Origin of the sequence: Pelagibius sp., assembly GCF_028289705.1 — a bacterium.
Taxonomy (GTDB): domain Bacteria; phylum Pseudomonadota; class Alphaproteobacteria; order Kiloniellales; family Kiloniellaceae; genus Pelagibius.
This window is the reverse complement of record NZ_JANQOI010000175.1, coordinates 17,629-35,945: the sequence shown is the minus strand read 5'-3', so window position 1 is coordinate 35,945 and position 18,317 is coordinate 17,629. Positions and strand designations below refer to the sequence as shown.

Here is an 18,317-nt window from a genome sequence, read left to right as displayed (position 1 = left end):
CGGTCCAGCCGTCCGGCCATGAAAAGCAATCAGAGTTCTAGGGACGATAAGAGCCATGTCCATACTTCCCTTCGACGACCGTGACGGCGTCATCTGGTACAACGGCGAAATGCTGCCCTGGCGCGATGCCAAGGTCCACGTGCTGAGCCATGGGCTGCACTACGGCTCCTGCGTGTTCGAGGGCGAACGCTCCTATGCCGGGCGCATCTTCAAGATGGAGGAGCACCACCAGCGCTTGCTGGATTCCGGCAAGCTGCTGGGCTTCGATATCCCCTACGGCCGTGCCGAGATCGACGCCGCCGCCATGGCGGTCCTGGAGGCCAACTGCATCGAGGACGGCTACCTGCGCCCGGTCGCCTGGCGCGGCAGCGAGATGATGGCGGTCTCCGCCCAGCACACCAAGATCCACGTGGCCATCGCCGCCTGGCCCTGGCCGGCCTACTTCACGCCGGAAGCGCGCCTGAAGGGCATCCGCATGGCCATGGCCGACTACCGCCGCCCGGCGCCGGACACCGCGCCCTGCCGCTCCAAGGCCGCCGGCCTCTACATGATCTGCACCCTCTCCAAGCACGCTGCCGAGGCCCGGGGCTATGCCGACGCGCTGATGCTGGACTACCGCGGCCAGATCGCCGAGGCCACCGGCGCCAACGTTTTCCTGGTGCAGGACGGCAAGATCCACACGCCGACCCCGGACTGCTTCCTCGACGGCATCACCCGGCGCACGGTGATCGACCTGGCCAAGCAGCGCGGCTATGAGGTGATCGAGCGGGCGCTGATGCCGGAGGAACTGGACCGCACGCAGGAGGTCTTCATCACCGGCACCGCGGTGGAGGTGACCCCGGTCTCTGAGATCGAGGGCCGGCACTTCACCCCGGGGGAGATCACCCGGACCCTGATGACCGACTACGACGCCCTGGTGCGCGCCCACGCCCCGGCCAAGGCGGTCAAGGTGGCGTGATGCTCTTGCGGTTCCGGCCCTCGCCCCCGCCCGGCCACCCACGAGCATAATTGCATTGGGTGGCGGGCGGGGGCGCGGGCCGGCGCCGTCCGATAAGAAGAGACCGGGCGGCATCCAGGCGGTGCCGCCCGGTTTTCTTTTCCGGGATGCAAGGAGGTAGGAACGTGTCCCGAGCGTTTGTGAAAGAAGACGATGCCGGTGCGCCGGAAGAACGGGTCGACCTGCCGGTCTCCGCGCATCCGAACTTCGTGACGCCGGCCGGCCTTAAGATGCTGCGCGACAAGTTGGCCGAGTACGAGGCCGAGCGCGCCAGCCTGAAGGCGCACGACGACGAACTGGCCGCCCAGGCGCATCTGCCGCGGGTCGAGCAGGAGGTGCGCTACTGGGAGGAGCGCCTGCGCACGGCGATTCCCGTCGACCTCGCGCAACAGCCCCGCGATAAAGTGGCCTTCGGGGCCGTGGTGACGGTGGAGGACGACGAGGGGCAGAAGCGCGACTACCAGATCGTTGGCGAGGACGAGGCCGATCCCCAGGCCGGCAAGGTGAGCTACGTCTCCCCGCTGGCCCGCGCCCTCGACGGCGCCGCCGTCGGCGACCTCATCACCTGGAAACGCCCCGCCGGCGACCAGGAACTGGAGGTGGTGGCGATCCGGTACAATGAGGCGGAATACTAGACTCCTGCCCTGGCAATGACTCAATCGCCATCCAGGACCATGACCGAGAGGCCCCGCAGTTTCGCGTATTGCGCGGCGCGATAGAGTGCGGGCGACATGATCAGCGCGTGGTGGGCGCTGGCGCCCGATCCGAAATAGGGGGCCGCCTTGAACAGCGGCAGGTCACAGTCGCCCTTGAGCTTGGGAAAGAAGCCGCGGGAGACGGGCTCCCATTTGGTTCGTCCGCAATGCGGGCAGGTCTCGCTAGGATAGTCCGTCAGATCGAAGCCGAGGTCGGTCTGAGGAATTGAAAGCTGCACGAAGCGCTGCAGCTCACGACCGGGCTTTGCATCCAAGACCGGTCTCTTCTGCAGGCCATGGGGCTTGAACACCTGCTTCCAGGCTTCCGCCGAGACGAAAAGTTCATCGAAGACCCAGTTCAGTCCAAAGATATGCCGCCTGCCGTGCTTTGGGCGAAGCTTGATGCGGAAGGGGGCCTTCTGGACCAGGCCACAGCCGCATTCGGGGCAGTGGTTCGAGCAGTCATAGGTCACGTTGAGATAGCCGAAATCGTCGGAGGGTTCCGGATAACCTTGGTGATTGTCCGCAGCCACCTGCAGACGTTTCGCGTGCCGTATCTCTTTCGCTGAGAACTTGGTGGTGGCGATGTCGACGGCCTGAAAGCCCTCGATCAACTCTGCAACCTGGGGCCACCGAGGGTCCGACTCCTCGATATCGAAGCTGGAAAATCCTTCGTCCAACTGAATGCCCAGGGCGCCGAAAGCCTGCTTCTCATTGAACGAAACGGAAAGCGAAACACGGTGAATGATCTTCATGCGATGATCTCACCTAGGGTCTTGCCGTTGGTCGGGAGGCTCATGCCAGTGTCAGCTTGGAAAGACTGCTGTTCGGGCGTCGGACCTCACACCCCCGGGCCGCGCTCCAGGTAGGTGTTGAGGACGATGTAGGACTGGGTGCGGATCATGCCGGGCACCGCGTAGAGGCGGTGGAGGATGTCCTCCAGCGCCTGGGTGCTCTCGCATCGCACCTTCAGGACCATACAGGTGTTGCCGGCGACGGCGTGGATCTCCTCCACCCGGCTGTCGTCGACGATGGCCATCAGCTCCTGCGTCTTGCCCCAGCCTTCGGTGTCCATGTGGATGAAGGCGCAGAGCGGGCGGCCCACCGCCGCTCCGTCGAGCCGCGCCACCGTGCCGGTAATGGCGCCGGACTTCTTCAGCTTCTTCACCCGCTCGTGCACGGCGGGCGCCGAGAGGTGAAGCCGCTCGCCCAATTCCTTGTAGGAAAGGGTGGCGTCCTCGGCCAGCAGGCCTAACAGCTTTCGGTCCAGGGTATCCATGGTTGATACCGTATCAGGTTCGGCACTGAACGCCATTCGTATTTTCTTGGATCGGCGAGATAGGCCTTTATGCCGAATGATGTTCGACCAAATATGAGGTTGACCACGAAAGAATTGGCGACGGGAGGGGACCATGGCCGAGGCCGCACTGGGGGCGGAGCGCGCGCGTTTCACCGGCCGGCAGAGCCGCCACCTCGGCTGCCTGATGCTGGGGATCGCCGTGGTCGGCGTGCAGGCGCTGATGGTGGCGCCGATGCTGACGGACATGGCCCGCGACCTGGGTGTCGGCCCCGCGGTCATCGGCCGGGCCGTCGGGGCTTACGGCGCCGGGGTGGCGCTGGCCGCCCTGGCCGCGGCGCCGAAGCTCGACCTCTGGTCGCGCCGACCAACCTTGATCGCCGCCATGGCGGCGCTGGCCCTGGCGCTGCTGGCGGTGGCCTTCGCCGCGAATGGATGGGAACTCGCGGTTGCCATGGGCGCCTGCGGTCTCGCCGCCGGCATCATCCTGCCGTCTATCTATGCGCTCGCCGCCGACCTTACGCCCCAGGTACTGAGGGCCCGGGCCGTGGGGCGGGTGATCACCGGCTGGTCATTGGCGCTCGTGCTGGGGGTACCGTTGGCGGCCCTGCTCTCCGATCAGCTCGGCTGGCGCGGCGCCTTCGTGGCGATGGCCGGGCTGGCGGCGCTCTCGGCGCTCAGCTTCCTCACGCTCCCGGCCCGGCCGAGGTCGGCAGGCCAGGCCGGCGCCTCCTACCGCATCGCCCTGGCGCAGCCGGGCGTGGTCCGCCTGCTGCTGGTGACCCTGGCCTACATGATCGCCTTCTACGGCACCTACACCTTCCTGAGCGACCACCTACGCGGGCTGCATGACGCCGGGGCGGGGCTCGGCGGGCTCATCGCCCTCAGCTACGGCCTCGGCTTCGGCGCGGCGGTGGCCTTCGGCGGCCTCGTCGACCGCCTCGGCCCATGGCGCCTGGCGGCGCCGGTGATGCTGCTGATCGGCGGGGTCTACCTGGCCCAGCCCTGGGCGGCCGCTGCTGGTCCCCTTGCTATCGTCCTGCTGGCCGCGCCCTGGGGTGTGCTCAACCACCTCGGCCTCACCATCATCGTCTCGCTGCTCTCCAGCGGCCCGGAGCGGACCCGCGGTGCCGTCATGGGCCTCTACAGCGGCGTCACCTACGTCGCCCACTTCCTCGCTGGCGCCGCCATGGGCCTGGTCTACGCCGACTTCGGTTTTACCGTACTGGCGGTGGTAGCCGCGGGCTGGCTGGTGCTGGCGGCGGGGCTGACGTTGAGGCGTCCAGCGCCTCAATCGTCGCTCCGGACATGATTCAGGGTCCATCGCGGGGACAGGCGCGACGTATCACGGAAGGGCTCTTGCGCGCGTCACCATGGATCCCGGCTCAAGGCCGGGATGACAGCCGGTGGGGCGGCAGGGTCCGAAGCGCTACTCCGCCGCGTCGGGATCGCGCTTCACCCACCTTGCGGCGGCGGCATCGTCGCTGGCGCGGGCGTCGACCCATTGGGGCCCCTGCTCGGTTTCCTCCAGCTTCCAGAAGGGGGCCTTGGTCTTCAGCCAGTCCATGAGGAACTGGCAGGCCTCGAAGGCGGCCTCGCGATGGGCCGAGGCGGCGGCCACCATGACGATCTGGTCGCCGGGTTCGAGGCGCCCGTGGCGGTGGATGATCAGTGTCGCCTCCAGGGGCCAGCGCGCCTGCGCCTCGGTCTCGATCCCGGCGAGCATCTTCTCGGTCATCGCCGGGTAGTGCTCCAGGGTCATGGCGCTGATCCCGGCGCCGCCCGCCATATCCCGCACCAGACCGACGAAGACGGTGAGCCCTCCAATGGCGGTGTTGCCGGCGGTGAGTGCGGCCAACTCCTGGCCGACGTCGAAGTCCTGTTCCTGGACCCGGATCACCTCTAACCTCCCGTCACGGGAGGAAACAGCGCCACCTCGTCGTTGGGGCCGACGGGGTCGCTGGGCTTGGCGAAGGACTGGTTGACGGCGACGCGGATGGCCTCCCGGTCGGAGAGGGCATCGGCAAACTCCGGCCCGCGGCCTTCCAGCCAGGTCAGCAGTTCGCCCACGGTGGCGACGCCCGCCGGCGGGTTCACTTCTTCTTCCGCACGGCCGGTCTTGGTCTTCACCCAGGCGAAATACAACAGCTTCAAGGGCTTCTCCTCACTGCGCCACTTCGCTGAACGGCAGGAAGTCCACCATCGCGCCGGCCTCCAGGCGGGTCAAGTCCTCGGGCAGTTCCACCAGGCCGTCGGCGGCGACCAACGACGAAAGGATGCCGGCGCCCTCGCGCGGGAACTTCTCGGCGGTCAGCGCCCCGGAGGCATCGTCGACCAGCCGGGCGCGCACCCATTCGCGGCGGTCCTTCTTTTTCTTGTGGTCGAAGCCGGCGCGCACCCGGAAGGTGTGGGGCGGTGTATCGCGTCCGCCCATGAGGCGCAGGATCAGCGGGCGCACAACCGTCAGGAAGGTCACCACCACCGCCACCGGATTGCCCGGCAGACCGACGAAGGGAACCGGGCCCACCTGGCCGAGGGCGATGGGCCGGCCCGGTTTCACCGCCAGGCGCCAGAGGTGCAGCTTGCCCAGCGCCTCGACGGCGGTCTTCACGTGGTCCTCCTCGCCCACGGAAACACCGCCGGAGGTGACGATGAGATCGTGGCGGCCCTCGGCGTCGGCGAGCGCGGCCTGCACCGCGTCCAGACGGTCCGGCAGGATGCCCAGGTCGTCGACGGCGCAGCCGAGGCCGGTCAGGAGGGCATGGATGGTGTAGCGGTTGGAATCGTAGATGGCGCCGGCGCCGAGCTCGGTGCCGGGTTCGCGCAGCTCGTCGCCGGTGGAAAACAGCGCCACCCTGAGCCGGGTCGAGACCAGCAGCTCTTGCCGGCCGACGGCGGCGGCCTGGCCGACGTCCTGGGGGCGCAGCCGCTGGCCCGCGTGGAGCACGGTGCTGCCCCGGGTCACGTCCTCCCCGGCCTTGCGGGCGTTGGCGCCCTTCTTGATGCCCGGGCGGATGACCACGGTGTCGCCCTCGACGGTGCAGTCCTCCTGCATCATCACCGTGTCGGGACCGCCATCCTCTCCGGCTGGCATGCGCGCGCCGGTGAAGATGCGCACGGCCTTACCGCGCGGCGCGGCGGGTAGGTCCTGCTGTCCGGCGGTGATACGCCCGGCGATGGGCAGCCGGGTCTCGGCCTCGGGGTCGAGGTCGGCGTGGTAGACCGCATAGCCGTCGACGGCGGAGTTGGGGGCCGGCGGGATGTCGACGGCTGAGACCACGTCCTCGGCGAGGATGCGCCCCAGGGCTTCGGTCAGCGCCACGGTCTCGCGCCCGGTCACCGCCACCACTTGGTCGGCCAGCAGGGCGCGGGCTTCGTCGACCCGCATCAGCGGGCCGCCCTGGGCGAAGCAATCGTCACTCAACTGCGCCATGCTTAGTCGCCCTTCGGGCGGTTCGGCGCCGGCCCGCTCCCCCGCCCGGCCACCCAGCACCCGTATCCTATGGGTGGCCGGGCGGGGGAGCGGGCTGGAACCGCATTATCGCGAAGCGAAATCATCTAGCGCTCCATGACTCTACCCGCCAAGCCGCAATGCGCGACGATGAAATCGGCGATGGCGGCGGTGTCGTTGAGGTCGAGGCGCGGCACCGCCAGGCCCGGCAGGTCTTCGTCCGAGGCGACGGCGACGATCTTCGGGTCGTCGGGCTGGATCAGGGGCTTGCCGACAGAGGGGCGGTGGATCTCGATCTTCTCGTGGCCCTCGGCCTTCCAGCCCTCGATGATCAGCAGGTCCACGGGTGACATGAATTGCATTAAGGCCTGACTGTCCGGCTCCGGCGCGTCGCGCAGCTCGTGCATCAGCGCCCAGCGCTTGCCCGAGCCGATCATCACTTCCGTCGCCCCGGCGGTGCGGTGCTCGTAGGAGTCCTTGCCGGGCTTGTCGACGTCGAAGCTGTGGTGGGCGTGCTTCATGGTGGAGACCGTCAGCCCGCGGGCCACCAGCACGGGGATCAGCCCGGTGACCAGGGTGGTCTTGCCGCTGCCGCTCCAGCCGGCGAAGCCGATGACGCGCCCGGGTCCGCTCATGGCCGCCCGCTCATGACTGCCGGCGCTCTGCGTGACGTGGATCTCTACTCACCGGGGCTCTGGCTCACCATGTGCTTGAGGCCGCGGGAGAGATAGTCGTAGCCGGTGATGGCGGTGAGGACACCGGCGATCCACAGTCCGGCCTCGCCGATCCACTGCACCGGGATGATGGCCGGGCCGGCGTCGCCGACGATGAGGAAACCGAGGGCGATCATCTGGATGGTGGTCTTCCACTTCGCCAGCGTGGTCACCGGCACCGAGACCTTGATCTCGGCGAGGTATTCCCGCAGGCCGGAGACCAGGATCTCCCGCGCCAGGATGATTATGGCCGGGATGATCAGCAGGCCGGCGATCTGCTGGGTGGCCACCAGCATGACGATGAGCGAGGCCACCAGCAGCTTGTCGGCGATGGGGTCGAGGAAGCGGCCCAGCGGCGAGACCTCGTTCATATGGCGCGCCAGATAGCCGTCGAAGTAGTCGGTGACGCAGGCCAGGATGTAGCCTGCCAGGGCGAACCAGCGCAGCAGCGGCGTGTCCAGGTAGAGCAGCACCAGCAACAGGGGAATGGCCGCGATGCGCGAGAGTGTCAGCAGGTTTGGCAGGCTGGTCAGCATGACCCTCGGGAATCCTTCCTAGAGCATGATCTGGGTCTTGACGCCCCTCGGCGATGGTGCCCCCCGGCCTAGGGCCTGTCGACATTCATCTCGCCGTCGTGGCGGGAGCAGCTATTCGCCAGGGCTAGGAGCGGGCGGTGCCGTGGGGTGGTGCCCCACAAGGCGTCCGCGACGCGGCCCTGGCGCATATCTGCCCCGTCCCGAAGGGATCCGGCGCATTTGGCCCGCGGCCGCGTCGTTCCTCGTCGAATATGCTTGGGCATGTCCTTCCTCGTCGCTCCTAACCGAGGGCCAAATTCGCTCGGACCACGACGGCGAGATGAATGCCGACAGGCCCTAATGCGGCTGGGTTCCTTCTACCACAGACGCCCGCGGCAACCCAGAGCCCGAGCCGTTCAACTCTCTTTATGAAAATGATCATAGATCTTGCGGGCGACGGCCTTGCTGATGCCCTCCACCGCCTCAAGATCGGCCAACCCCGCCCGGGCCACCGCCTTGGCGGCGCCGAAATGCAGCAGCAGGGCCTTCTTGCGCTTGGCGCCGATCCCCGGCACCTCGTCCAGGACCGAGCGCAGCCGCGCCTTGGCCCGGCCGGCGCGGTGGCTGCCGATGGCAAAGCGGTGCGCCTCGTCGCGCAGCCGCTGAATGAAGTAAAGCAGCGGGTCGCGGGGCTGCAGCATGAAGGAGGGCTTGCCGGGCACGAAGATGCGCTCCCGCCCGGCGTCACGGTCCGGGCCCTTGGCAATGGCGGCGATGGCCAGGTCGCCGAGGCCGAGATCGGCCAGCACCTCGACCCCCGCGTTGAGTTGCCCAAGGCCGCCATCCAGCAGCACCAGGTCCGGCCAGCTCTCGCCGCTGCGCTCCGGGTCTTCCTTCAGGGCGCGCTTGAAGCGCCGGGTCAACACCTCGCGCATCATCGCGTAGTCGTCGCCGCCGACGGTGTTCGGGTCCTTGATGCGGAACTTGCGGTAGGCGTTCTTGACGAAGCCCTCGGGCCCCGCCACCACCATGCCGCCGTAGGGCTCGCTGCCCTGGATGTGGCTGTTGTCGTAGATCTCGATCCGCTCCGGCGTTGTCTCCAGGCCGAAGGCCTCGCCGAGCCGTTCCAGGAGGCGGCGCTGGCTGCTGCTTTCCGCCAGGCGCCGGGCGAGAGCCTCGCGGGCGTTGTGCAGGGCGTTGTCGATCAGCTTGCGCTTGGCCCCGCGCCGCGGCTGCAGGATCTGTACCTTGCGCTCCGCCTTCACGGTCAAGGCCTCGGTCAGGAGTTCCTCCTCCGCCAGGGCGTGGCTGACGAGGATCGCCTTGGGCACCGGCTTGTTCTCATAGAACTGTGCGACGAAGGCGCTCAACACGGCGCGCACGCCGAGGCTCTTGTCGTGGCTCGGGAAGTAGGCGCGGTTGCCGTAGTTGCGCCCGGCGCGGAAGAAAAACACCTGGATGCAGATCTGGCCGCCCTCCTCATGGGCGGCGATGACGTCGGCGTTGTCGACGCCTTCGATGTTGATGTCCTGGTGCGACTGGATGTGGGCGAGGGCGCGGATGCGGTCGCGGAAGACGGCGGCGCCCTCGTAGTCCAGCTTGGCGGCGGCGGCCTCCATGGCACCGGCGAGCTGCTGCTGCACGTCCTGGGAGCGGCCGGTGAGGAAGGCGCGCGCCTGGCGCACCAGGTCGAGATAGTCGGCGGCGGAGATGCGGTCGACGCAGGGCGCCGAGCAGCGCTTGATCTGATACATCAGGCAGGGGCGCGTGCGGGCGGCGTAGACGGCATCGGAGCAGGAGCGCAGCAGGAAGGCACGCTCCAGCGCGGTGATGGTGCGATTCACCGCGCCGGCGGAAGCGAAGGGGCCGAAGTAGTCGCCCTCGCGTTCCTGCGCGCCGCGGTGCTTGGTGATCTGCGGCACCGCGTGATCGTCGGTCAGCAGGATGTAGGGGAAGGACTTGTCGTCGCGCAGCAGCACGTTGTAGCGCGGCATGAAGCGCTTGATGAGGTTGCTTTCCAGCAGCAGCGCCTCGACCTCGGTATGGGTCTCCACCACTTCCATGGCGACGGTCTCCGCCACCATGCGCTGCAGGCGCCGCGGCAGCTTGGCCATCTGGGTGTAGGCGGTGACCCGGCGTTTCAGGTTGCGCGCCTTGCCGACGTAGAGGGCATCGCCGCGGCGGTTCAGCATACGATAGACACCCGGACCGGCGGCCAGCGTTTTGACCGTCTCGGCGATGACCGCGACGCCATGGGCCAGACCGCGCAGGCCTGCCTCGGCGGCGGCCTCGTCATCCTCGGGCGTGGCCTGATCCGGGTCCGCCGGCTCCGGCGTGAAGGGCTCCGGCGGGTCCTCTTCCATCCCCATGGCCGAACGCTTGCCCCCGATGGAGGGGTCGTTCACACGGCGCTTGGGGGCTTTGGTCATTGCGAATCAGACGCTTATGCGGAGAGGCCGGCGGGTAGAGAAACAACTGTCGGCGCCCCGGTCAACGCCCCGGTCACGCCCGGGCTGGGGCCGCTGGTCATCCATCCGGCAGACCTTCCCGCGACGTTCCGGGAACGCCGATATTCTATCCACGGGTGCTGTGGATAACTCTGTTATTATCCATAGGGGCTGGAGGACGAGCCTTAGTTATTTCTACATTTTTGTTAATCTGCATATTTTTTAGGCAGATAATTCTAATCTATTGATTTTTCAAACAGAAAAACAAGTCAAGAATAAAGTAAACGGCGGAGCCCCAAATTTGCCATAGGCTCATTAGGGGGAGCGGAGCGGCCGCCCAACCCTGTGCACAACTGGCCCCCCGCGCGCGGTGTATTGGCTTCAAATGCAAGGGCTTAGCGATCTTTGTGGCGCTATCGAGACCGGCTAGGACGTCTCGCGCCGGCGCTCGATCTCGATCCCGATCCCGCCGATGTCGGCATAGCGGTCGAGTTTCTCGATCCGGATGACCGCGCTCAGCACCTGCGGGAAGCCGAAACAGATCCCGGCCAGGTCCTCGGCCAAGGTTTCGAGCAAGCGGACGTTGGCGGTGAGGCAGTGCTCCCGCACCGCATCGGCGAGCACGCCGTAGTCCAACACCTCGCCGATGTGGTCCCTGCGCGGCGGCACGGGCTCGACCAGCAGATCAAGGTTGAGCCTTAGGCGCTGTCGCGTCGCGCGCTCCTCGTCGCTCACCCCGATGCTGCAGGAGAGGGTGAGGTCACGGATCACGATACGCTGCGCCACCGCCACCCTGTCCGCACCGGGCGCGATCTGCTCTCTTTGGTTCTTGCTCATAAGCTCGGGCATTCCACGACGGTTGTGGTGTCCGCTTGGAGGAGACTATCCGAATTCCGTCTGTCGGGCAGTTCTTCGTTGGCCGCGGCCGTCATCCGCGAGAGGGCGCCGTCGCCGGATGCAGGCTCTGCGCCGGCGCGTCGAGGGGATCGGCGACGGCCGGCTTGTGCGGGTCGAACTGCACCCAGATGAAGGCACAGTAGAGTACGACGAAAACCGCGCCTTCGACTCGGCCGATGCGCCGGCCGACGAGCATCACCGGCACCGCGATCAGGGTTGCGCCGAGCAGCACCCAGATGTCGAACCCGAGGATCTCCGGCGCCACCGCCACCGGCGTCACGACAAAGAGTGCGCCCAGGATCAGCAGGATGTTGAAGATGTTGGAGCCGAGGACGTTGCCCAGGGCGACCTCGGTATGGCCGCGGACCGCGGCGACGATGGCGGTGGCCAGTTCCGGCAGGGAGGTGCCGAAGGCCACGAGGGTGAGCCCGATGACGGTCTCCGAAACGCCGGCGGCGCGGGCGATCTGCAGGGCGCCGCGCACCAGCAGTTCGGAGCCCGCCGCCAGGGCGACGATCCCGCCGACCACCAGCATCAGCGCCACCCAGGCCGAGCGCGGGGCGGCACCGGTCTCCTCGATCGCCTCCAACCCGGCCTCGGCGTCGTTGCCGCCCTTCAACTCGGCGCGATAGCTGGCCCAGAGGTAGACGGCCAGCAGGGCGATCATCATCACACCGTGGACCAGCCCGATCCGCTGCATGAAGGCGAGCGCGACGAAGAGCGCGGTGGCCGCCACCATGGCCCCAATATCGCGCAGAATCCGCTTCGGCTCCTTGAGGATCGGGCAGAGCAGGGCGGCGACGCCGAGGATCAGCAGAATGTTGGCGATGTTGGAGCCGACGACGTTGCCCACGCCGACGTCGGGGGCGCCTTGCAGGCCCGCGGTCAGGGTGACCACCAGTTCCGGCATGGAGGTGGCGAAGGCCACCACCGTCAGGCCGATGAGCAGCGGGGAGAGGCCGAAGCGCAGGGACAGGCCCACCGCGCCGCGCAACAGCACTTCGCCACCGATGAACAACAGCACCAATCCGCCACCCGCCTGCAAAAACGCTAATGCTGTCATGGTCGGTGTGGCACTCAGGATCGTTGGAGCAGGGGGCCAGAGGCCAAGTGGCCGGAAAAGCCTGGGGTTCGCGTCGCGGCAGGCCGCACAATGGCCGAGCCGGCTTTAAATGTCGATGCTTCTTGCGTTTTTCAATCAGTTCTTCCGGCGGCCGGAACGCCGGGGGCCGTCAGTCTTCCGGTCCACCCGCCGGATCGAGCGTCAATGCCGCCGAGTTCATGCAATAGCGCTTGCCGGTCGGGGCGGGGCCGTCGTCGAAGACATGGCCCAGATGGGCATCGCAGCGCGCGCAGAGCACCTCGGTCCGGCGGACCCAGAGGCTGCGGTCGTCCCGCGTCTCGACTGCCTCCGCCGCCAGGGGCGCGGTGAAGGAGGGCCAGCCGGTGCCGGAGTCGAACTTGGCCTCGGAGGCGAAGAGCGGCTGGCCGCAGCAGACGCAGGCGTAGATGCCGGGGGTCTTGCAATCGTGGTAGGCGCCGGTGAAAGCGCGCTCGGTGCCGGCCCGCCGGGTGACACGGTACTGCTCGGGGGTCAGCAGCGCCCGCCATTCCCGGTCGCTTTTCTGGATCTTTTCCGCCACTTCCGGCTTTGCCACCACGTCCGGATGCTCCTGCTTCGTTCCCCAGCTATGTGAGTTGCCTTGCGGCAGCCTGCAAGGCCCGGAGCGGGGGCCAGTCGCGCAACTGTGATCGCGGATATGCGGGTTTCGGGGCTCAGCCGGCCCGGGTCAACCGAACGATGGTCTCGTGCAGGGCGGAGAGAAAGGCCGAGCGGTCGCGCTGGGAGAAGGGCCTGGGCCCGCCGGTCACTTGGCCCGCCTCGCGCAGCTCGGCCATCAGGTTGCGGGTCGCCAGCGCCATGCCGATGGAGCGGTCGGAGAAGCCCTTGCCGTTGTGCGCCAGCACCTCGGCGCCGGCCGTCACGCAGCGGCTGGCCAGCGGCACGTCGGCGGTGATTACGATGTCGCCAGGCCCGGCGCGCTCGGCAATCCAGTCGTCGGCGGCATCGAAGCCGCCGTCCACCACCACCCGCCGGATCAGCGGATGCACCGGCAGGGCGATGATGTCGTTGGCCACCACCTGCACCGTCCAGCCGTGGCGCTCGGCGACCTTGTAGATCTCCGGCTTCACCGGGCAGGCGTCAGCGTCGACATAGATGGTCCCTGGGATGGTCCCGGCGCCGGCGGGTTCAAGGGCTTCGCTCACCGGACCCAGTCCTTCAGCCTGGGGTCCTGCGCGGCCATGTCCTCGTAGAGCCAGACCATGCGGTCGCAGAACCAGAGTTTGGCGGCGGCGGAGAGCAGCAGGCCGAACAGCGTCGGCCAGAGGGCATTGGCCAGCGCAGCCCAGATCGCGATGACGAAGCCGAGGCCGGCGAGGCCGCCCAGCAGGACCGGCAGGCCGCGGTGGCGCCGTGGCACCACCCGGCGTTTGCGGTCCAGCCAGAGGCGCTCGCCGAAAGTGGCGCGGGCGGCCCAGGAGTCGGTGCTGCGCGGCCGCGCGAAGATCCGCGGGTTGAACCAGATCCAGGCGCAAGCCAGCATGATCGGCACGAGCGCGCCCCAGCCGAACCAGGCATGGGACCAGAGTGCCAGCAGCAGCAGGGGCAGCGCGGTGAAGCGGGTATAGACGCTCCAAGGGTTGGCATGGCGCGCCCAGGTCTCGTCGTCCATGGCAAAGGCCCGGGCGATACGCGCTTCGAAGGTCGTGCCTGTACTCATGAGGGTTGCCGGGCCGAGAGCTTTACCGCCGCCGGCCACGGTACTTGCCTTTACCCTTGCGGGACTTGCTGGCGGCGCCGGCGTGGGCGATGCGGTCGGCGAAACCGGCCCCGCTGCCGTCGCCGCTGGCGGTGCCGGGCTTGTCGAGGCCCAGTTCCTGGTCCTGCAGGCGCTTGATCTCGTCGCGCAGGCGCGCCGCCTCCTCGAACTCCAGGTCGGCGGCGGCGGCGTGCATGCGCTTTTCCAGGTCCTCGATATAGGTCCTGAGGTTGTGGCCGACGAGATGCTTGGTCTGCTCGTCGCCGGTCTTCACCAGCACATGATCGCCCTCGTAGACGCTCTCCAGGATGTCGGCGATCTGCTTCTTCACCGACTCCGGGGTGATGCCGTTGGCGTCGTTGTAGACCTGCTGCTTCTCGCGCCGGCGGTTGGTCTCCTCCAGCGCCGCGGTCAGGCTGTCGGTCATCTTGTCGGCGTAGAGGATGACCCGCCCCTCCACATTGCGCGCCGCCCGTCCGATGGTCTGGATGAGGGAGGTGGTGGAGCGCAGGTAACCCTCCTTGTCGGCATCGAGGATGCAGACCAGGGCGCATTCGGGGATGTCCAGGCCCTCGCGCAGCAGGTTGATGCCGACCAGCACGTCGAACACGCCGAGGCGCAGGTCGCGGATGATCTCGATGCGCTCCAGGGTGTCCACGTCGGAGTGGATGTAGCGCACCTTCAGGCCTGCCTCGTGGAGGTATTCGGTCAGGTCCTCGGCCATGCGCTTGGTCAGGGTCGTGACCAGCACCCGGTTGCCCGCGGCGGCCATGTCCTTGCACTCGCCGATCAGGTCGTCCACCTGGCTCTCGGTGGGGCGCACGATGCAGACCGGATCGATGAGGCCCGTGGGGCGGATCACCTGTTCGACGAAAACGCCGCCGGTCTGATTCAGCTCCCAATTGCCGGGGGTGGCCGAGACGTAGACGGTCTGCGGGCGCATGACCTCCCACTCCTCGAACTTCAGCGGCCGGTTGTCGATGCAGGACGGCAGGCGGAAGCCGTATTCGGCCAGCGTCGATTTGCGCGAGTAGTCGCCGCGGAACATGCCGTTCAACTGGCCGACGGTGACATGGCTTTCGTCGACGAAGAGCAGCGAGTCCTCCGGCAGGTATTCGAAGAGGGTGGGCGGCGGTTCGCCGGGGTTGCGGCCGGTCAGATAGCGCGAGTAGTTCTCGATCCCGGCGCAGGAGCCCGTCGCGTCGATCATCTCCATATCGAAGGTGGTGCGCTGCTCCAGGCGCTGGGCTTCCAAGAGCTTGCCCTGCTGGTTGAACAACTCGAGTTGGATCTTCAGATCCTCTTTGATCTGCTTCACCGCCTGCTGCAGGGTCGGGCGCGGGGTCACGTAGTGGCTGTTGGCGTAGATCTTGACGGCGTCCAGGCTATCGGTCTTCTCGCCGGTCAGCGGATCGAACTCGTGGATCGATTCCACCTCGTCGCCGAAGAGGGTGAGGCGCCAGGCGCGGTCCTCGTAGTGGGCGGGGAAGATGTCGATGGTGTCGCCGCGCACGCGGAAGGTGCCGCGGTGGAAGTTGCCGTCGTTGCGCTTGTACTGCAGCTCCACCAGCTTCTTCAGCAGAACCGCGCGCTGGATCTCCTGGCCGGCCTTCACCTCGACGATCATCGTGGCATAGGTCTCCGGCGAGCCGATGCCGTAGATGCAGGAGACCGAAGCGACGATCACCACGTCGCGGCGCTCGAAGAGGGCGCGGGTGGCGGCGTGGCGCATGCGGTCGATCTGCTCGTTGATCGAGCTTTCCTTCTCGATATAGGTGTCGCTGCGCGGGACGTAGGCCTCCGGCTGGTAGTAGTCGTAGTAGGAGACGAAGTACTCCACCGCGTTGTTGGGGAAGACGCTCTTCATCTCCGCGTAGAGCTGGGCGGCCAGGGTCTTGTTGGGCGCCAGGATCAGCGAGGGGCGCTGCAGCTCGGCGATGACGTGGGCCATGGTGAAGGTCTTGCCGGAGCCCGTGACCCCCAGCAGCACCTGGTCGCGCTCACCCTCGTTCAGGCCGCCGTTGAGCTCGATAATCGCCTGCGGCTGATCGCCCGCCGGCACGAAGTCGGACTCGATCCTGAAGGGCGTGGCCGGGGCGGTGCCTGCGGGCGGGGCGATCTGCTTCGCCGGGAAGGGGGTCAGAACGGAACTTGGCATCGGCGGTTCATCTCGTTTGCTGGTTTCGGCGGGCCCTCGGTTGCGCGGGCTCCTGGCTAAAGTTCCTGGCCGAGGCTGATGGCCATCTCTCGCTCGTCAACATCCGCCCACCTAAGGCTGGCCATCAAATCATCAAGGTGGGGCCGGATAAAGTCTTCCAGCTCCACCGGGTAGGTGTGCCGGAACTTGACGAAGCGGTCGCCCAGCATGAAGAGGTGCAGTTCCGAAAAGACCTCGCGGATCTCGCCCATAAAGCTGGTGCGAAAGCGGTAAGTGGCCGAGAGCCCCTCGATCGGCCCTTCGGGCTGCAGGGTGTCGACGGCCTCGCGCCGCACCTCCCAGCTTCCGTCGGGATAGCGCGCGATCTGTGCCTTGGTGGTGTCGAATTCCCAGTTGAAGGTGGTCTCGGCGTCGCCCACGCGGTCGTAAACCGGGTAGATGTAGATCGTCGACACGGCGGGGTCGTCGCCCTCTGTCGAGTTGTAGCCGATGGAGACATCCTGCAGTCCCTCCGCATAGGCGAAAACCGGCCCGCGGAGGAAAATCCCGACCCGCCGGGGAAAGCGCAGGCTCTCACCGACCCCGGTGATCTCCCTGATCTGCTGGTCCTGCGTGGGACGGGCCGTCTGCCGGCTCGGCTCGCAGGCCGCCAGCACGAGGGCGCAGGCGAGACCGAGAAAGCCGATCCGTCCCAGCATTCGCATGCTCCTCCCCAGTGTTGACGTTGCTGACATTGCTGACGTTGCGGCCTCGGGCGCTCTGCCGGATCTGGTCCGCTGCCGCCCACTATGACTCCTCGCGTGCCGGGCAGCCAGGGCAGAGCGCGGGGCCTCCTGCCAGCTTTCTGTCAGCAGAGTCGGGAGCTTGGCAGGAAGGCGAAGCCGCGCTCTTGACCGGCAAGCCCCAAACCCATATATTCAACCAGATGGTTGAATATTCAGAAGATGCCCTGGACCGCACCTTTTCCGCCCTCGCCGACCCGACGCGGCGGGCCATTCTGGCCCGTCTGATGACCGGGGAGGCGCGGGTGACGGAGATCGCTGCGCCCTTCGACATGTCCCTGAACGCCGTCTCCAAGCACGTCTCCGTGCTGGAGCGGGCGGGGCTGGTGCGGCGCGACGTGCAGGGCCGGGTCCATCAGCTCTCCTTCGAAGGTGCGCCGATTCTGGAGGCGGCCCGCTGGATGGAAGAGACCCGCAGGTTCTGGGAGGCCCGGCTGGATGCCCTGGAGGCCTTCCTCGAGAAGCAGAAACCCAAGACCGATTCCCCCGAGAAAAAGGACAAACGACCATGAGCGAAGCCTTAGCGAGCGACAGCGTGGCCCCGGCGGCCGCCTTCGGGACCGCACCCACCGTGCGCATCACCCGCCTTTACGAGGCCTGCCCCCAGGCGGTCTTCGACGCCTGGACCAAGCCGGACCAACTGAGCCAGTGGCTCTGCCCCTACGATCTGAAAGTGGCCAAGGTGGAGTTGGACCTGAGGGTCGGTGGCGCCTACAGCATCGTGATGCGCGGCGAAGACGATCACGAACATCACGGCGTCTTCGAGGTCATCGAGCCGCCGCAGCGGCTGGTCATGTCCTGGGCCGGTGGCGGCCTGAAAGGCGTCGAGAGCCGCCTGACCATCGGCATCGAAGCGGCAGAGACCGAAAGCGGCAGGCAGGGTGCCCGCATGACCCTGATCCACGAGCGCTTCCCCGACGCCGAGACCTCCGCCAACTACCAGAGCGGCTGGAACAGCGCCTTCGACAAGCTGGCGCTGGCGTTGGATGCCTGAACGCCGCCCGGCGGGTCAGCCCATGAGAAAAGGAGACGAACGATGAGCGACACAGCCTTGAGCCGGCCGACGGTGCGCCTGACCCGCCAGTTGGCGGCCAGCCCGGAGCGGGTCTTCGACGCCTGGACCGACCCGGAGCAGGTGCGCCAGTGGCTGGTGCCCGGCACCATGGTCATGGCGGCCATCGAGGTCGAGCTGAAGGTCGGCGGCCGCTTCCACTTCACCATGCAGGGCGAGGACAAGCACGAGCACCTCTGCGTCTACCGGGAGATCGAGCGGCCGCGCCGGCTGGTCTTCACCTGGTCCTCCTCGGCCACCGATGGCAAGGACACCCTGGTGACCGTCGAGATCGAACCTGCGGGCGAGGGCTCCGAGTTGACCGTGACCCACGAGGGCTTTGCCGACGACGCCATGGCGGCCCTGCACAACGGCGGCTGGACCGCCTGCCTGGAGAAGCTCGGTCCCTTCGTGGAAGGCTGACTCGGTTTCGCCTCGCTCGTTCTCGGTTCCAGCCCGCTCCCCTCCCGGCCACCCGCTAGGATAATGCTG

Annotated in this window: 21 protein-coding genes; 6 read left to right on the top strand and 15 right to left on the bottom strand. The window is 67.3% G+C overall.

The genetic code is table 11. The annotated features are described in order from the left end of the window. Positions 1–55 precede the first annotated feature (55 nt). Together Q0996_RS21825 and Q0996_RS21820 are read left to right on the top strand one after the other, a co-directional pair. On the top strand, positions 56–958 hold the full coding sequence (locus Q0996_RS21825; protein ID WP_299624985.1) for a branched-chain amino acid aminotransferase: 903 nt from the start codon (positions 56–58) through the stop codon (positions 956–958). A 164-nt stretch (positions 959–1,122) separates the two neighbouring features. Then, complete coding sequence (locus tag Q0996_RS21820; protein WP_299624982.1) at positions 1,123–1,632, top strand: GreA/GreB family elongation factor; 510 nt, start codon at positions 1,123–1,125, stop codon at positions 1,630–1,632. A gap of 20 nt (positions 1,633–1,652) precedes the next feature. Here Q0996_RS21820 and Q0996_RS21815 read toward each other — a convergent pair whose 3' ends face one another. After that, positions 1,653–2,447, bottom strand: coding sequence for a hypothetical protein (locus tag Q0996_RS21815; RefSeq protein ID WP_299624979.1), 795 nt, complete (start codon positions 2,445–2,447; stop codon positions 1,653–1,655). A gap of 86 nt (positions 2,448–2,533) precedes the next feature. Beyond that, the gene (locus Q0996_RS21810; RefSeq protein ID WP_299624976.1) at positions 2,534–3,007 is read right to left on the bottom strand and encodes an Lrp/AsnC family transcriptional regulator; all 474 of its coding nucleotides are present in this window, start codon (positions 3,005–3,007) and stop codon (positions 2,534–2,536) included. Positions 3,008–3,104: 97 nt separating this feature from the next. Here Q0996_RS21810 and Q0996_RS21805 point away from each other — a divergent pair, with 97 nt between their 5' ends. Then, positions 3,105–4,301 carry an MFS transporter gene (locus Q0996_RS21805; RefSeq protein ID WP_299624973.1) on the top strand — a complete coding sequence of 399 codons (1,197 nt, stop codon included), beginning with the start codon at positions 3,105–3,107 and terminating at the stop codon, positions 4,299–4,301. Between the two features lie 117 nt (positions 4,302–4,418). Here Q0996_RS21805 and Q0996_RS21800 read toward each other — a convergent pair whose 3' ends face one another. From Q0996_RS21800 to Q0996_RS21740, 13 genes are all read right to left on the bottom strand, one after another. After that, on the bottom strand, positions 4,419–4,889 hold the full coding sequence (locus Q0996_RS21800) for a molybdenum cofactor biosynthesis protein MoaE (RefSeq protein ID WP_299624970.1): 471 nt from the start codon (positions 4,887–4,889) through the stop codon (positions 4,419–4,421). Between the two features lie 2 nt (positions 4,890–4,891). Further along, a complete protein-coding gene (gene moaD / locus Q0996_RS21795) occupies positions 4,892–5,143 on the bottom strand; it encodes a molybdopterin converting factor subunit 1 (protein WP_299624967.1) in 252 nt (83 codons plus the stop codon). Between the two features lie 10 nt (positions 5,144–5,153). Continuing rightward, positions 5,154–6,422, bottom strand: coding sequence for a gephyrin-like molybdotransferase Glp (glp, locus tag Q0996_RS21790; RefSeq protein ID WP_299624964.1), 1,269 nt, complete (start codon positions 6,420–6,422; stop codon positions 5,154–5,156). Positions 6,423–6,547: 125 nt separating this feature from the next. Beyond that, positions 6,548–7,075 (bottom strand): molybdopterin-guanine dinucleotide biosynthesis protein B, encoded by a 528-nt coding sequence (gene mobB, locus Q0996_RS21785; RefSeq protein ID WP_299624961.1) that lies wholly within the window; start codon positions 7,073–7,075, stop codon positions 6,548–6,550. A 44-nt stretch (positions 7,076–7,119) separates the two neighbouring features. Further along, positions 7,120–7,689: a CDP-diacylglycerol--glycerol-3-phosphate 3-phosphatidyltransferase gene (pgsA, locus tag Q0996_RS21780; protein ID WP_299624958.1), complete on the bottom strand. Its 570-nt coding sequence runs from the start codon at positions 7,687–7,689 to the stop codon at positions 7,120–7,122. A 395-nt stretch (positions 7,690–8,084) separates the two neighbouring features. Then, entirely contained in the window at positions 8,085–9,938 is a 1,854-nt protein-coding gene (gene uvrC / locus Q0996_RS21775) for an excinuclease ABC subunit UvrC (protein ID WP_322096780.1), read from the bottom strand. A 603-nt stretch (positions 9,939–10,541) separates the two neighbouring features. Continuing rightward, positions 10,542–10,952, bottom strand: a complete 411-nt coding sequence (locus tag Q0996_RS21770; protein ID WP_299624952.1) for a dihydroneopterin aldolase — start codon at positions 10,950–10,952, stop codon at positions 10,542–10,544. A 91-nt stretch (positions 10,953–11,043) separates the two neighbouring features. Continuing rightward, positions 11,044–12,075, bottom strand: coding sequence for a calcium/sodium antiporter (locus Q0996_RS21765; protein ID WP_299624949.1), 1,032 nt, complete (start codon positions 12,073–12,075; stop codon positions 11,044–11,046). Between the two features lie 169 nt (positions 12,076–12,244). Beyond that, positions 12,245–12,670, bottom strand: a complete 426-nt coding sequence (gene msrB / locus Q0996_RS21760; protein WP_299624946.1) for a peptide-methionine (R)-S-oxide reductase MsrB — start codon at positions 12,668–12,670, stop codon at positions 12,245–12,247. Positions 12,671–12,788: 118 nt separating this feature from the next. Then, positions 12,789–13,244: a YaiI/YqxD family protein gene (locus Q0996_RS21755; protein WP_322096779.1), complete on the bottom strand. Its 456-nt coding sequence runs from the start codon at positions 13,242–13,244 to the stop codon at positions 12,789–12,791. 32 nt (positions 13,245–13,276) lie between these two features. Further along, on the bottom strand, positions 13,277–13,795 hold the full coding sequence (locus Q0996_RS21750; protein WP_299624940.1) for a DUF6653 family protein: 519 nt from the start codon (positions 13,793–13,795) through the stop codon (positions 13,277–13,279). Positions 13,796–13,817: 22 nt separating this feature from the next. After that, positions 13,818–15,992 (bottom strand): excinuclease ABC subunit UvrB, encoded by a 2,175-nt coding sequence (gene uvrB / locus Q0996_RS21745; protein ID WP_299624937.1) that lies wholly within the window; start codon positions 15,990–15,992, stop codon positions 13,818–13,820. Positions 15,993–16,048: 56 nt separating this feature from the next. Next, positions 16,049–16,690 (bottom strand): hypothetical protein, encoded by a 642-nt coding sequence (locus Q0996_RS21740; RefSeq protein ID WP_299624934.1) that lies wholly within the window; start codon positions 16,688–16,690, stop codon positions 16,049–16,051. Between the two features lie 227 nt (positions 16,691–16,917). Between Q0996_RS21740 and Q0996_RS21735 the strand changes: the two genes are divergently transcribed. From Q0996_RS21735 to Q0996_RS21725, 3 genes are read left to right on the top strand one after another with little or no spacing between them, the layout of a single operon-like run. Then, positions 16,918–17,286, top strand: coding sequence for a helix-turn-helix transcriptional regulator (locus Q0996_RS21735; protein ID WP_299624931.1), 369 nt, complete (start codon positions 16,918–16,920; stop codon positions 17,284–17,286). Then, entirely contained in the window at positions 17,283–17,768 is a 486-nt protein-coding gene (locus Q0996_RS21730; protein WP_299624929.1) for an SRPBCC domain-containing protein, read from the top strand. Before Q0996_RS21735 ends, Q0996_RS21730 begins: the two co-directional genes overlap by 4 nt. 42 nt (positions 17,769–17,810) lie before the next feature. Further along, positions 17,811–18,248, top strand: coding sequence for an SRPBCC domain-containing protein (locus Q0996_RS21725; protein WP_299624926.1), 438 nt, complete (start codon positions 17,811–17,813; stop codon positions 18,246–18,248). Positions 18,249–18,317 lie beyond the last annotated feature (69 nt).

Bases quoted from the DNA above. Each gene is read 5' to 3' on its own strand.
- Q0996_RS21735 (WP_299624931.1), top strand. From the start codon at position 16,918: ATGGTTGAATATTCAGAAGATGCCCTGGACCGCACCTTTTCCGCCCTC.
- Q0996_RS21765 (WP_299624949.1), bottom strand. From the start codon at position 12,075: ATGACAGCATTAGCGTTTTTGCAGGCGGGTGGCGGATTGGTGCTGTTG.
- pgsA (WP_299624958.1), bottom strand. From the start codon at position 7,689: ATGCTGACCAGCCTGCCAAACCTGCTGACACTCTCGCGCATCGCGGCC.
- Q0996_RS21810 (WP_299624976.1), bottom strand. From the start codon at position 3,007: ATGGCGTTCAGTGCCGAACCTGATACGGTATCAACCATGGATACCCTG.
- uvrB (WP_299624937.1), bottom strand. From the start codon at position 15,992: ATGCCAAGTTCCGTTCTGACCCCCTTCCCGGCGAAGCAGATCGCCCCG.
- Q0996_RS21805 (WP_299624973.1), top strand. From the start codon at position 3,105: ATGGCCGAGGCCGCACTGGGGGCGGAGCGCGCGCGTTTCACCGGCCGG.
- Q0996_RS21825 (WP_299624985.1), top strand. From the start codon at position 56: ATGTCCATACTTCCCTTCGACGACCGTGACGGCGTCATCTGGTACAAC.
- Q0996_RS21815 (WP_299624979.1), bottom strand. From the start codon at position 2,447: ATGAAGATCATTCACCGTGTTTCGCTTTCCGTTTCGTTCAATGAGAAG.
- Q0996_RS21730 (WP_299624929.1), top strand. From the start codon at position 17,283: ATGAGCGAAGCCTTAGCGAGCGACAGCGTGGCCCCGGCGGCCGCCTTC.
- mobB (WP_299624961.1), bottom strand. From the start codon at position 7,075: ATGAGCGGACCCGGGCGCGTCATCGGCTTCGCCGGCTGGAGCGGCAGC.
- Q0996_RS21770 (WP_299624952.1), bottom strand. From the start codon at position 10,952: ATGAGCAAGAACCAAAGAGAGCAGATCGCGCCCGGTGCGGACAGGGTG.
- Q0996_RS21750 (WP_299624940.1), bottom strand. From the start codon at position 13,795: ATGAGTACAGGCACGACCTTCGAAGCGCGTATCGCCCGGGCCTTTGCC.
- glp (WP_299624964.1), bottom strand. From the start codon at position 6,422: ATGGCGCAGTTGAGTGACGATTGCTTCGCCCAGGGCGGCCCGCTGATG.
- Q0996_RS21725 (WP_299624926.1), top strand. From the start codon at position 17,811: ATGAGCGACACAGCCTTGAGCCGGCCGACGGTGCGCCTGACCCGCCAG.
- Q0996_RS21740 (WP_299624934.1), bottom strand. From the start codon at position 16,690: ATGCTGGGACGGATCGGCTTTCTCGGTCTCGCCTGCGCCCTCGTGCTG.